Source organism: Pseudomonas sp. 300 (assembly GCF_055803035.1).
The window spans coordinates 201,114-214,421 of the sequence record NZ_JAVLRV010000001.1 but is presented as its reverse complement, the minus strand read 5'-3'; the positions used below and the strand labels follow the sequence as shown (position 1 = coordinate 214,421).

Genomic DNA, 13,308 nt, shown 5'->3' with positions numbered 1-13,308 from the left:
ACTCGGCCGTCCAGATAGAATGTGATCTTGGCCGGCCCACCGGCATGGAGTGACCGAGTGACTATATTTCCGTCTTCATTGACTTCAACCCAGAGCGGTTGCCGGGGCTGCCAGCAAAGCGAGCCGCTGGGCTTCGATTTTGCCTTTGCCTACCAACCGATCGTCGACTTGCGAGACCGGACGATTTTCGCCCATGAAGCCCTGGTACGGGGGGTTGCCGGAGAAGGGGCATTGTCAGTGCTCGATCAGATCACCGAGGAGAATCGCTACCGTTTCGACCAGCTCTGCCGGACCCGCGCCATTGGAGGTGCGGCGAATTTAAATATGCAGACACATTTGTCGATCAACTTCATGCCCAACGCCGTGTACCGTCCGGAGCTGTGTATTCGCAGCACGCTGGAGGCCGCGAAAACACACAACTTCCCCATCGACCGCCTGATTTTCGAAACACTGGAAAGCGAGCACGTAGATAACTATCGCCATTTGACTAATATTCTGCGTGAATACCGCGAATTCGGCTTCAAGACCGCCATCGACGATTTCGGCGCGGGCTACTCGGGGCTCAATCTGCTGGCTGACTTCCAACCGGACCTGATCAAACTCGACATGGCACTGATCCGCGATGTCGACCGTGATCGTGTTCGTCAGGCTATCGTTCGGGGGATTGTCACAATCTGTGCGGAGTTGGACGTTACAGTCATCGCCGAAGGCATTGAAAGCGCTGGAGAACGGGATTTCCTGGCGGACTGTGGAATTTTTCTGATGCAAGGTTACTGGTTCGCCAAACCTGCATTCAAAGCGTTGGCTCAGGTATCGCCTGAAGCCTGGACGCGATAATCGCCGGTTTTTCCTATTGAAGACATTTGACCATTTGACCGTTATCGGTCTGCGCGAGTGGGTGGCGCTCCCTGATCTGGGGGTCGCGGGCCTTCGGGCAAAAATCGACACCGGCGCCAGCACTTCCAGCCTGCACGCCACCGATATCGAGCCGTTCGAGCGCGATGGCGAGAGCTGGGTGCGTTTCACGGCGCACCTGGGCACGGTCGTGCAACTGCGTCACCGACGTTGCGAAGCGCCGCTGGTGACGATGAAAACCATCAAAAGCTCCAATGGCCATGCGCAAAAGCGTTACGTGGTCAGCACCACCCTGGCCCTCGGTGATCGGGTCTGGCGAGTCGAGTTCACCCTCGCCTGCCGCAAGTCCATGCGTTATCGCCTGTTACTCGGTTCCAAAGCCCTGATCGACGGCCAACTGGTGGTCAATCCGGGTATTAAATATGTACAAGACAAGCCGGTGTTCCCGGTATCTACCTCCTCCACAGGTGTTGCATGAAGATCGCTGTGCTGTCGCGGAACCCGCGTCTGTATTCCACTCGTCGTCTGGTCGAAGCCGGTACCGAGCGTGGCCATGAAATGGTGGTGATCGACACCCTGCGCGCCTACATGAACATCGCCAGCCACAAGCCGCAGATCCACTACCGCGGCAAGCCGCTGGAAGGTTTCGACGCGGTGATTCCGCGGATCGGTGCGTCGGTGACGTTTTATGGCTGCGCGGTGTTGCGTCAGTTCGAAATGATGGGGGTGTTTCCACTCAACGAATCGGTGGCCATTGCCCGCTCGCGGGACAAACTGCGGTCGCTGCAATTGCTGTCGCGCCGTGGAATCGGTTTGCCGGTCACCGGATTTGCGCACTCCCCGGATGACATTCCCGACCTGATCGACATGGTCAACGGCGCGCCGCTGGTGATCAAGGTGCTGGAAGGCACCCAAGGCATCGGCGTGGTGCTGTGTGAAACCGCGACGGCGGCGGAATCGGTGATCGAGGCCTTCATGGGCCTCAAGCAAAACATCATGGTTCAGGAGTACATCAAGGAAGCGGGCGGCGCGGACATTCGCTGCTTCGTGGTGGGCGACAAGGTCATTGCGGCGATGAAGCGTCAGGCCAAGCCGGGGGAGTTTCGCTCCAACCTGCATCGAGGTGGCAGCGCCAGCCTGATCAAGATCACCCCGGAAGAACGCATGACCGCATTGCGCGCGGCCAAGGTGATGGGGCTGGCGGTGGCCGGTGTGGATATCCTGCGTTCAAATCACGGACCGTTGGTGATGGAAGTGAATTCGTCGCCGGGGCTGGAAGGGATTGAAACCACCACCGGGAAGAATGTGGCGGGGATCATCATTGAGCATCTGGAGAAGAATGGTGGGCCGAACATGACGCGGACCAAAGGCAAGGGTTAATCCCTGAATCATGTGGCGGCAGGGACGCCGCCTTCGCGGGCAAGCCCGCGCACACAGTGTTCGGTGTCGGGGGGGTGTCACAAATTTTGTATCCACCATAAATCACTGTGGGAACTGGCTCGCCCGCGAAGGGGCCATCAGCCCCACCGAAGATTTCAGTTTTTAAACCGCATCCCGCGGCAACATCAACCCAAGCGGCAACCGCACCCGCGCTTCAAGACCACCACCAGTACGATTGCGCAGCTCCACATTCCCGCCATGCATCGAAGCAATCCGCTTCACAATCGCCAACCCCAAGCCGGTCCCCTTCCCGCCTCGAGCACGATCCCCCCGGGTAAACGGATTGAAGATCGCCTCCAGCTCCGACGGATCAATCCCCGCCCCACGGTCCATGACGCTCAGCACCACATACGGAGCGCTGACATCCCCGGACACATACGCCGCCACTTCGACCCCACTGCCCGCATGATGCAGCGCGTTGCCGATCAGGTTGTTCAGCAGCCGCTTCATCGATACCCGACGCAACGGGAACGGCTGGATCGGCTCCAGGCGCAGGCGTACTTTCTCTTCATTCTGGTTGTACGGCGCGGCGACTTCACGCACCAGGTCGGTCAAGTCCACCTCTTCCACCGATTCATCGCGGCCATCGCGGATGAACGCGAGGAACTGGTCGAGAATCGCGTCCATGTCTTCGATGTCGCGCACCATGTCGTCCGTCAGGTCGCTGTGGTCGCCCATCAGTTCCAGTGACAGGCGCAATCGCGTCAGTGGCGTACGCAAGTCATGGGACACCCCGGCCAGCATCAGCTCGCGCTCGCGGCCGGCCTGTTCGACGTCTTCAGCCATTTGGTTGAAGGCGCGATACACCTCGGTCATCTCGCTTGGCGTATCGCTGATCGGCAGACGCACACTACGGCCCTGGCCAAGTTGCCTTGCCGCATAGACCAGACGTTTCAAAGGTTGATTGAGCTGACTGACGAAGATCCACGCCGAGGCCGTGGAGAGCAAGCCGATGGCGAGGAACCAGCCGAGTACGTTCCAGATTTTCTGGCCACGCAAAGGATGCGGGTACAGCGGCACTTTCAGCCAGCCATCGCCCAGACTTGGCGCCCGAACCCACAGCGCTGGCGGTGAGTGCATGCGCAATCGCACCTCGGTGTCGGCACCGAGCTCTGCCTGCATCTGCCGTTGGTAGATCTCGCTGTACGGCCAGTGTTGCTCGCCTTCCGGCACGCCGGTGCCCACCACCCGGATCAGGGTCGCCGCTTCGGCAATCTTGTCGCGGTTGTTTTCATCCGCCGCCCAATAGGCGCGCAGCGTCAGGGCAACGCCGTGGCTGTATTGGCGGTCCACCAGCACGTCTTCGTTCATCAACAGATAAACCAGGGTCAGCGCCTTGGAGAACAGGACGACGATCAGCACCAGCCACAGGGTGCGGGAGAAGAAACTCTGGGGGAACCACACGGGGGTTTTCATGGATAACCGCTACACACTTGCAGGAGCGAGCGATGCTCGCATATTGCGGATCGCGAGTCTGCGGACAATCGTCCGCACGACCCGCTCCTACAAATCGCCGATCACTTGGTGGCGGCGCCATCCGGAACGAACACGTAGCCCACGCCCCAGACGGTCTGGATGTAACGCGGCTTGGACGGATCGGGTTCGATCATCCGGCGCAGACGGGAAATCTGCACATCGATAGAACGCTCCAGCGCATCCCACTCGCGACCACGGGCCAGGTTCATCAGTTTGTCGCGAGTCAGTGGCTGACGCGCGTTCATGACCAATGCCTTGAGCACCGCAAACTCGCCGGTGGTGAGCATGTGCACTTCGTCACCGCGTTTCAGTTCGCGAGTCGCCAGCGACAATTCGTAGTCTCCGAAGGTCACGCTTTCGTCTTCGCTGCCTGGCGCACCCGGCACCGGCGCGGACTGGCGACGCAGGACTGCTTTGACGCGCGCCATCAGCTCATCCGGGTTGAACGGCTTGGCCAGGTAATCGTCGGCACCCAGTTCGAGGCCCTTGATGCGGCTCAGCTCGTCACCCTTGGCGGTGAGCATGATGATCGGAATCTGATTATTCGCGCCGCGCAGACGGCGGCAGGCGGTCAGACCGTCTTCGCCGGGCAGCATCAGGTCGAGGACGACCAGGTTGAACACTTCACGCGCCAGCAGGCGGTCCATTTGTTCGGTGTTCGGTACGGCGCGGGCACGGTAGCCCTTGCTGACGAAAAAGCGTTCCAGCAGGCTGCTGAGCCCCGGATCGTCGTCAACGATAAGAATTTTTTCGCCTTCAGCAATGTTTGCAGTGCTGCTCATTGGATGCTCCTTTGATCTCGGCGCGCATTATGGCGTAGCTGCCGTTATACGCACCGTGTGCATTGTTAGCAGATTTTTCCTTCACCGCCAGGAATCCGGGCATTGTGCCTACAGCCTGTGTTGCCCCCGAATGATAGAACGCTGGTTATAATGCGCGGCCTTTTGTGTCAGGCAACGTCTGATCGTTACCCCGGCGGCGGCTTTTTATTTTCATCGTCGCGGCAGTAATTGTTCGATTTCACGGGTCAACGGGATGCCTGTTGACCCAGGTAGCGGCGCAGGCCAGGCCGCTCAACCAGACTCGCCGAGCCACTATCCGTGCGCCCGCGAGCCTGCTTTCACAATTTGTCAGGTGGTTTTATGGACAGCATCAACAGCCGCATCGCCGAGGAACTCGGCGTACGCCCACAACAGGTCGAAGCGGCCGTCGCGCTACTCGATGAAGGCTCTACCGTTCCCTTCATCGCCCGTTACCGGAAAGAAGTGACCGGCAGCCTCGATGACATCCAGTTGCGTCATCTGGAAGAGCGTCTGCGCTACCTGCGAGAACTCGACGAACGGCGCATCAGCATCCTCGCCAGCATCGAAGAGCAAGGCAAGCTGACCCCGCAACTTGAACGTGACATCAAGCTCGCCGACACCAAGACCCGCCTCGAAGACTTGTACTTGCCGTACAAGCAAAAGCGCCGCACCAAGGGCCAGATCGCCCTGGAAGCCGGCCTCGGCGAACTGGCCGACGGCCTGTTCAACGACCCGACCCTGACGCCAGACACCGAAGCCGCGCGCTTCGTTGATGCCGAAAAAGGCGTCGCCGATGTCAAGGCCGCCCTCGAAGGCGCCAAGTACATCCTCATGGAACGCTTCGCCGAAGACGCCGGCCTGCTGGACAAGCTGCGCAGCTATTTGAAGCAGGAAGCCACCCTCAGTGCCCGCGTGATCGCCGGCAAGGAAGAGGAAGGTGCCAAGTTCCGCGACTATTTCGAACACGATGAACCGTTGAAAAGCATGCCGTCGCACCGCGCGCTGGCGATTTTCCGTGGCCGCAACGAAGGCATTCTGAGTTCGGCGCTGAAAGTCGGCGACGAACTGCCGGGCACCATGCACCCGTGCGAAGGCATGATCGGCCAGCAATTCGGCATCCAGAACCAGAACCGCGCCGCCGACAAATGGCTGGGCGAAGTGGTGCGCTGGACCTGGAAGGTCAAGCTCTACACTCACTTGGAAACCGACCTGTTGGGCGAACTGCGCGACGGTGCGGAAACCGAAGCGATCAACGTGTTCGCGCACAACCTGCACGACCTGCTGCTGTCGGCTCCAGCCGGCCCGCGCGCCACGCTGGGCCTCGATCCGGGCCTACGCACCGGTTGCAAGGTCGCCGTGGTCGATGCCACTGGCAAGCTGCTGGATCACGCCACGGTTTACCCGCACGTGCCGCACAACAAATGGGACCAGACGCTCGCGATTCTCGCCGCGCTGTGCGCCAAGCATTCGGTGGACCTGATCGCCATCGGCAACGGCACCGCCAGCCGCGAAACCGACAAGCTGGCCGCTGAACTGATCAAAAAATACCCGGCCATGAAAATGACCAAAGTCATGGTCTCCGAGGCCGGTGCATCGGTTTACTCGGCGTCGGAACTGGCCTCCAAGGAATTCCCGGATCTCGACGTGTCGATCCGTGGCGCAGTGTCCATCGCTCGTCGCTTGCAGGATCCGCTGGCCGAGCTGGTGAAGATCGATCCGAAATCCATCGGCGTCGGCCAGTACCAGCATGACGTGTCGCAGCTGAAACTGGCGCGCGGCCTGGACGCTGTGGTCGAGGACTGCGTGAACGCCGTGGGCGTGGACGTGAACACCGCTTCCGTGGCGCTGCTGGCCCGTATCTCCGGCCTCAACGCGACGCTGGCGCAGAACATCGTGAGCCACCGCGACGAGCACGGCGCGTTCAAAACCCGCGCGGCGTTGAAGAAAGTCGCGCGTCTGGGCGAGAAAACGTTCGAGCAGGCGGCCGGTTTCCTACGCGTGATGAACGGCGACAACCCGCTGGATTCATCTGCGGTTCACCCGGAAGCCTATCCATTGGTGCAGCGCATCGCCGCTGAAACCGACCGCGACATACGCTCGCTGATCGGCGACGCCAGCTTCCTCAAACGCCTTGATCCGAAGAAGTACACCGACGAGACTTTCGGTCTGCCGACGGTCACCGACATCCTGCAAGAACTGGAAAAACCCGGCCGCGACCCGCGTCCGGAATTCAAGACCGCCGAGTTCCAGGAAGGCGTCGAAGACCTCAAGGACCTCGAGCTGGGCATGATCCTCGAAGGCGTCGTGACCAACGTGACCAACTTCGGTGCGTTCGTCGACATCGGCGTGCATCAGGATGGTTTGGTGCATATCTCTGCGCTTTCGGAGAAGTTCATCAAGGATCCACGCGAGGCAGTGAAGGCCGGTGACGTGGTGAAAGTGAAGGTCATGGAAGTCGACATCCCGCGCAAACGCGTCGGCCTGTCGATGCGCATGAGCGACACCCCGGGCGAGAAAATCGACGGTGCCCGTGGTGCGCGTCCGGGGTCGGCACCGCGCCAGTCCCAGAACACGGCACCGCGCAAGGAAACCACGGCAGCGGCCCCGGCCAACAACGCCATGGCTTCGCTGTTCGCCAACGCCAAGCAGTTGAAGAAACGCTGATGGACATTCCGGCCGGGCTGACCGAAAGCGCTTTTTTCAAGCTGCTGGGGTGTCGCTTGCACAGCCTGGAAACCGGGGTGGCGCAAGTCGCCCTGGCGCTGGAGCCAGAACTGCGCAATCGCGGCGGCAAGCTTCACGGCGGGGCCTTGTTCAGCCTGGTGGACATTGCCATGGGGCTGGCCTGTTCCAGCACCCACGGCTTTGACCAGCAGAGCGCGACCATCGAGTGCAAGATCAACTACATTCGCGCCGTCGCAGACGGTGAGGTGATGTGCACGGCACGGGTGATCCACCCGGGCCGCCGCACGCTGGTGGTCGAAGCTGACGTGATGCAGGGCGACAAACTCGTCGCAAAAGCACAAGGCACGTTCGCTGTCCTGTAGCTAGAAGTCATCGATTTGAGTTAATTTCAGCGCAAAGCAACCTGTGGGAGCGAGCCTGCTCGCGATGAGGGAGTGTCAGTCAACATATTCGTCGTCTGACACACCGCCATCGCGAGCAGGCTCGCTCCCACAAGGATTGTGCAGTTCTTGACTGACCGGCATAAGGCCTACGCGGCTCAAAAACCAGGCGAAAACGCCAGTTTCAACTTCACCCTTGTAGACCGTCTTGCCCACCCCCATATTGGGGCGACTGACGCGTGAAGGAATCCAAATTGAGCGAACTTCTCAACCGCCGCCTGGCTCTGCTCGGCGAGCGCGCTAACCTCTCTCTGCTCGAACAGTGCCTTCACGGCATCGAACGTGAATGCCTGCGCGTGACCGGCGAAGGTCGCCTGGCGCAAACGCCGCACCCGGAAGAATTGGGTTCCGCGCTGACCAACGAACAAATCACCACTGACTATTCCGAGTCGCTGCTGGAGTTCATCACGCCCGCCTTGCCCGACCCGGCCGACACGCTGGCGAGCCTGGACAGAATTCACCGTTTTGCCTACAGCAAACTCGGTAACGAGTACCTGTGGAGTCCGTCGATGCCGTGCCCGTTGCCGGCCGAGGAAGATATCCCGATCGCCTATTACGGCACGTCCAACATCGGCAAACTCAAGTATGTCTACCGCAAGGGCCTGGCCCTGCGCTACGGCAAGACCATGCAGTGCATCGCCGGGATTCACTACAACTTTTCCCTGCCCGAAAAACTCTGGCCGCTGCTCAAAGAGGCCGAAGGCTTTGTCGGCACTGACCGCGACTATCAGTCGTCGGCCTACATCGCGCTGATCCGCAACTTCCGTCGCTACAGCTGGCTGTTGATGTACCTGTTCGGTGCCTCGCCAGCGCTGGACGCCGGTTTCCTGCGTGGTCGTTCGCACCAGTTGGAACAGCTGGACCCGGACACTTTGTACCTGCCGTACGCCACCAGCCTGCGCATGAGCGACCTCGGTTACCAGAGCAACGCCCAGGCCGGTCTGACGCCGTGCTACAACGACCTGGCGAGCTACACCGACAGTCTGCGCAAGGCAGTCGCCACACCGTATGCGCCATATGTCGAAATCGGCACGCATCAGGACGGTGAGTGGGTTCAGCTCAACACCAACATCCTGCAGATCGAAAACGAGTACTACTCCAACATCCGCCCGAAACGCGTGACCTACACAGGCGAACGGCCGATCCAGGCGCTGGTGGCCCGTGGCATTCAGTACGTTGAAGTGCGATGCCTGGACATCAACCCGTTCCTGCCAATGGGCATTGACCTGCCGGAGTCGCGGTTCCTCGATGCGTTCCTGCTGTACTGCGCGCTGAACGACAGTCCGCTGCTGACCAATAATTCGTGCGGCAATGCCACTTCGAACTTCCTCAGCGTGGTCAAGGAAGGTCGCCGACCGGGCCTGCAACTGCAACGAGACGGTCAACCGGTTGACCTGAAAGAGTGGGCAGGCGAGTTGCTGGAGAAGATTGCGCCACTGGCGGCATTACTGGATCAAAGCCATGGCGGCGATGCCCATAGCAAAGCGTTGGACGTGCAACTGGCCAAGGTCAAGGATCCGTCCCTGACACCATCGGCCCAAGTGCTGGCGGCGATGGCCGAGCACAAGGAGAGCTTCAGTCAATTCTCCCTGCGTCAGAGTCAGGCCCATGCGGAATATTTCCGCAGCGAGCCTTTGAGCAGCGACGATCAGGCGACGTTTGAAGCGCGGGCGCGCTCGTCGCTGGCGGAGCAAGTGGAGCTGGAACAGAACGAAGTCGGCGATTTCGATGTGTTTGTCGGCTCGTATCAGGCGAGCATTCTGGCGATCAGCAACTAAACTTCCCACGCAAGACTGATCGTTCCCACGCTCCGCGGGGTAATGCCTCACCGACTGCATTCCCGCGCAGAGCGTGGGAACGATCAGGGTGCGCGGTGATGGCACTTAGAATTTTCCGCTCATAAGCTCATTCGAAAAAGTTATTTATTTTCGGATTCTTATATCATTTAGTCTCCTTTTCACGCCGACTCTCGGTCGCCTGACAAGGAGCTTCTCAATGAAACTGAATGTCCCTCTTCGCCTCCTGGCGGCCGCATCTTTGGCTGCGGCGAGTTTCTTTGCCCAGGCGGCTGACGTGACTGTCGCCTACCAGACCACCGTAGACCCGGCGAAAGTCGCGCAGGCCGACGGCGCGTACGAAAAAGCCACCAACGCCAAGATCGACTGGCGCAAATTCGACAACGGTGCCGACATCATCGCCGCCATCGCTTCTGGCGATGTGCAGATCGGCTACCTCGGTTCCAGCCCCCTGACGGCTGCAATCACCCGCAAAGTCCCGGTTGAAACCTTCCTCATTGCCACGCAGATCGGCGCCGCCGAAGCACTGGTCGCTCGCGACGGTTCCGGGATCAAGACCCCGCAAGACCTGATCGGCAAGAAAATCGCCGTTCCGTTCGTTTCCACCGGTCACTACAGCCTGCTGGCCGCGTTGAAGCACTGGAACATCGACCCGTCGAAAGTCACCGTCCTCAACCTCGCCCCGCCAGCCATCATTGCGGCGTGGAAACGCGGTGACATCGACGCCACTTACGTCTGGGATCCGGCGCTCGGCGTGGCCAAGGAAAACGGCAAAGTGCTGATCACCTCCGGCGAACTGGCCAAGTTCGGCGCGCCGACCTTTGATGCATGGATCGTGCGCAAAGACTTCGCCGAGAAGCACCCGGAAATCGTCACCGCGTTCGCCAAAGTTACCCTCGACGCCTACGCCGATTACCGCAAAGACCCGAAAGCCTGGCTCGCCAACCAGTCCAATGTCGACAAACTGGTGAAGCTGTCGGGCGCCAAGGCCAGCGACATTCCGCTGCTGCTGCAAGGCAACGTCTACCCGTTGGCGGCTGATCAGGTGATCACCCTCGGCGCGCCGACCACCAAAGCCATCACCGACACCGCCGTGTTCCTCAAGGAACAAGGCAAGGTCGAGGCCGTGCTGCCGGACTACGCGCCGTACGTCAGCGCCAAGTTCATCACCAACTGATCGGGAGTTCATTGCGATGGCTTTGCTACAGCTGGAGCGCATCAGCGCACAGTACCCGGGCAGCCCGGAACCGGTGCTGGCGGATATTTCCCTGAGCCTCGGGCCCCAGCAATTGCTGGTGGCCCTCGGCCCTTCCGGCAGTGGCAAGACTTCGCTGTTGAACCTGATCGCCGGTTTTGTCGAACCCAGCGCCGGGCGCATCACCCTCGATGGTGTGCCAGTCAAAGGCCCGAGCGCCGAACGCGGTGTGGTGTTCCAGGACGATGCCTTGTTGCCCTGGCAGGACGTGCTGGCCAACGTCGGTTTCGGTCTGGAACTGGCGGGTGTTTCCCGTGACAAACGTGAAATCCGCGCTCGGGAAATGCTCGCCCTGGTTGATCTGTCCGGTTTCGAACATCGCCGTATCTGGCAGCTTTCCGGCGGCCAGAAGCAGCGTGTCGGCCTGGCCCGTGCGCTCGCCGCCGATCCTCGCGTGTTGCTGATGGACGAACCTTTCGGCGCCCTCGATGCCTTTACCCGCGAACAGATGCAAGAGCTGCTGTTGCAGGTCTGGCAGCGCACCGCCAAACCCGTATTCCTGATTACCCACGACATCGAAGAGGCGGTGTTTCTCGCCTCGGACTTGATTCTGCTGGCGCCAAACCCCGGGCAAATCGTCGAACGCCTGAGCCTGGACTTCGGTCAGCGTTACGCCGCCGGCGAGTCCGCACGGTCGATCAAATCCGATCCGCGCTTTATCGAAACCCGCGAACACGTACTCGCCAAAGTGTTCTCCCAACGCAGCGCCGCCACGCGGCAGGAGCGCGCATGAGCAGCTATGAAATTCCCGCCGTGACGGTGAAACCGGGTTCGACGGTGATTCCGGTTCGACGCAGCCTCAGCACGCGCTGGATCAGCGTACTGACTCTGGTCGCGCTGGTTGCCCTGTGGTGGGCCGTTACCGGCACAGGAATGATCGAACCGCTGTTCCTGCCGCCACCTTCCGCCGTACTGCAAAAAGGTTGGTTGCTGGTGACCACCGGCTACATGGATTCGACGTTGTGGCAGCACTTGGGCGCGAGCCTCGGCCGCATCGGCCTGGGCCTTGGTTTTGCCGTGCTGACTGCCGTGCCGGTCGGCATTGCGATCGGTGCCAACCGCATTGCGCGCGGCATTCTCGATCCGCTGATCGAGTTCTACCGCCCTATTCCACCGCTGGCCTACCTGCCGCTGATTGTCATCTGGTGCGGCATTGGCGAGCTGTCGAAAGTATTGCTGATCTACCTCGCGATCTTCGCCCCGATCGCCATCGCCACCGCAACCGGCGTGCGCACCGTCGACCCGGCCAAGTTGCGCGCTGCGCAGTCTTTGGGCGCGACCCGGGCGCAGTTGATTCGCCATGTGATTTTGCCAAGCGCGTTGCCGGACATTTTGACGGGCGTGCGTATTGGTCTGGGGGTGGGTTGGTCGACGCTGGTCGCCGCCGAGCTGATCGCCGCCACCAGCGGGCTGGGCTTCATGGTGCAGTCGGCCGCGCAGTTTCTGGTCACCGACGTGGTAGTGCTGGGGATTCTGGTGATTGCGCTGATCGCCTTTGCCATGGAAATGGGCCTGCGCGCCCTGCAACGCAAACTGGTGCCGTGGCACGGCCAGGCTCACTAAAGACTTGTCATTGACCCAGCCGACAGTTCGGCACCCCGGATTAAGAGAAAGACCATGAGCCACCTGACAATCGTCCCCCTCAGCTCCGCGCTCGGTGCGCAAATCAGCGGCATCGAAATCAGTCAACCGCTGAACCTGGCACAGCGCGATGCCATTGAACAGGCACTGCTCAAGCATCAGGTGCTGTTCTTTCGCGACCAGCCGATCACGCCGCAACAACAGGCGCGTTTTGCCGCCAATTTCGGCGACCTGCACATTCACCCGATCTACCCCAATGTGCCGGAACAGCCCGAAGTGTTGATCCTCGACACCGCCGTCACCGACGTGCGCGACAACGCGATCTGGCACACCGACGTGACGTTCCTGCCGACCCCGGCGATGGGCGCGGTGCTCAGCGCAAAATTGCTGCCGGAGTTTGGTGGCGACACGTTGTGGGCCAGCGGCATTGCGGCGTATGAAGCGCTGTCGGCGCCGATGAAAACCTTGCTCGAGGGGCTGACGGCGACTCACGATTTCACCCGCTCGTTTCCGCTGGAACGCTACGGCAATACGCCCGAAGCGCTGGCTCAGTGGGAAGAAGCTCGCCGCAAGAATCCGCCACTGTCGCACCCGGTGATTCGTACGCATCCGGTGAGTGGGCGCCGTTCGTTGTTCGTCAATGAAGGGTTTACGTCGAAGATCAATGAGCTGTCGGAAACCGAGAGCGAGGCGATTCTGAAGTTTCTGTTCGCCCATGCCACACGGCCGGAGTTCACCATTCGCTGGCGCTGGCAGCAGGATGATATTGCGTTCTGGGATAACCGCGTGACGCAGCATTACGCGGTGGATGACTACCGGCCGGCGCGGCGGGTGATGCAGCGGGCGACGGTGTTGGGGGATGTGCCGTTTTTCAGGTAAATCCTGATTTTTCCATTGACTGTACTGGCCCCATCGCGAGCAGGCTCGCTCCCACAGAGTGATCGGCCGGCCACACATTTTGTGGTCAACCCCCAACC

Annotated in this window: 12 protein-coding genes; 10 read left to right on the top strand and 2 right to left on the bottom strand. The window is 60.6% G+C overall.

Features of this window, described 5'->3' with window-relative positions:
* Nucleotides 1-57: 57 nt before the first annotated feature.
* Genes rimA through rimK form a run of 3 tightly spaced genes read left to right on the top strand, consistent with a single transcriptional unit; the run spans nt 58 to nt 2,235 of the window.
* Nucleotides 58-837, top strand: a complete 780-nt coding sequence (gene rimA / locus Q7W83_RS00985) for a S6 modification regulatory phosphodiesterase RimA (RefSeq protein ID WP_150633180.1) — start codon at nt 58-60, stop codon at nt 835-837.
* Between the two features lie 16 nt (nt 838-853).
* Nucleotides 854-1,333, top strand: a complete 480-nt coding sequence (gene rimB, locus Q7W83_RS00980) for a retropepsin-like aspartic endopeptidase RimB (protein ID WP_150633124.1) — start codon at nt 854-856, stop codon at nt 1,331-1,333.
* Nucleotides 1,330-2,235: a 30S ribosomal protein S6--L-glutamate ligase gene (gene rimK, locus Q7W83_RS00975; protein WP_007949201.1), complete on the top strand. Its 906-nt coding sequence runs from the start codon at nt 1,330-1,332 to the stop codon at nt 2,233-2,235. The genes rimB and rimK overlap by 4 nt, the downstream gene beginning before the upstream one ends.
* Before the next feature lie 162 nt (nt 2,236-2,397).
* On the opposite strand, the gene Q7W83_RS00970 is transcribed toward rimK, so the two are convergent.
* Nucleotides 2,398-3,711 carry an ATP-binding protein gene (locus tag Q7W83_RS00970; protein WP_150633125.1) on the bottom strand — a complete coding sequence of 438 codons (1,314 nt, stop codon included), beginning with the start codon at nt 3,709-3,711 and terminating at the stop codon, nt 2,398-2,400.
* Nucleotides 3,712-3,812: 101 nt separating this feature from the next.
* The gene (gene ompR / locus Q7W83_RS00965; RefSeq protein ID WP_008032260.1) at nt 3,813-4,553 is read right to left on the bottom strand and encodes an osmolarity response regulator transcription factor OmpR; all 741 of its coding nucleotides are present in this window, start codon (nt 4,551-4,553) and stop codon (nt 3,813-3,815) included.
* A 360-nt stretch (nt 4,554-4,913) separates the two neighbouring features.
* On the opposite strand from ompR, the gene Q7W83_RS00960 reads away from it, so the two are divergent.
* The 7 genes from Q7W83_RS00960 (at nt 4,914) to tauD (ending at nt 13,210) form a co-directional block, all read left to right on the top strand.
* A complete protein-coding gene (locus Q7W83_RS00960; protein WP_150633126.1) occupies nt 4,914-7,238 on the top strand; it encodes a Tex family protein in 2,325 nt (774 codons plus the stop codon).
* Nucleotides 7,238-7,621, top strand: a complete 384-nt coding sequence (locus tag Q7W83_RS00955) for a PaaI family thioesterase (RefSeq protein ID WP_095127618.1) — start codon at nt 7,238-7,240, stop codon at nt 7,619-7,621. The genes Q7W83_RS00960 and Q7W83_RS00955 overlap by 1 nt, the downstream gene beginning before the upstream one ends.
* 272 nt (nt 7,622-7,893) lie before the next feature.
* The gene (gene gshA / locus Q7W83_RS00950; RefSeq protein ID WP_150633127.1) at nt 7,894-9,477 is read left to right on the top strand and encodes a glutamate--cysteine ligase; all 1,584 of its coding nucleotides are present in this window, start codon (nt 7,894-7,896) and stop codon (nt 9,475-9,477) included.
* A 217-nt stretch (nt 9,478-9,694) separates the two neighbouring features.
* Nucleotides 9,695-10,672 carry a taurine ABC transporter substrate-binding protein gene (gene tauA, locus Q7W83_RS00945; RefSeq protein WP_150633128.1) on the top strand — a complete coding sequence of 326 codons (978 nt, stop codon included), beginning with the start codon at nt 9,695-9,697 and terminating at the stop codon, nt 10,670-10,672.
* A gap of 16 nt (nt 10,673-10,688) precedes the next feature.
* Nucleotides 10,689-11,483, top strand: coding sequence for a taurine ABC transporter ATP-binding subunit (gene tauB, locus Q7W83_RS00940; RefSeq protein WP_150635908.1), 795 nt, complete (start codon nt 10,689-10,691; stop codon nt 11,481-11,483).
* On the top strand, nt 11,480-12,313 hold the full coding sequence (tauC, locus tag Q7W83_RS00935; protein WP_150633130.1) for a taurine ABC transporter permease TauC: 834 nt from the start codon (nt 11,480-11,482) through the stop codon (nt 12,311-12,313). Before tauB ends, tauC begins: the two co-directional genes overlap by 4 nt.
* Nucleotides 12,314-12,367: 54 nt before the next feature.
* A complete protein-coding gene (gene tauD / locus Q7W83_RS00930; protein WP_150633131.1) occupies nt 12,368-13,210 on the top strand; it encodes a taurine dioxygenase in 843 nt (280 codons plus the stop codon).
* Nucleotides 13,211-13,308: the final 98 nt, after the last annotated feature.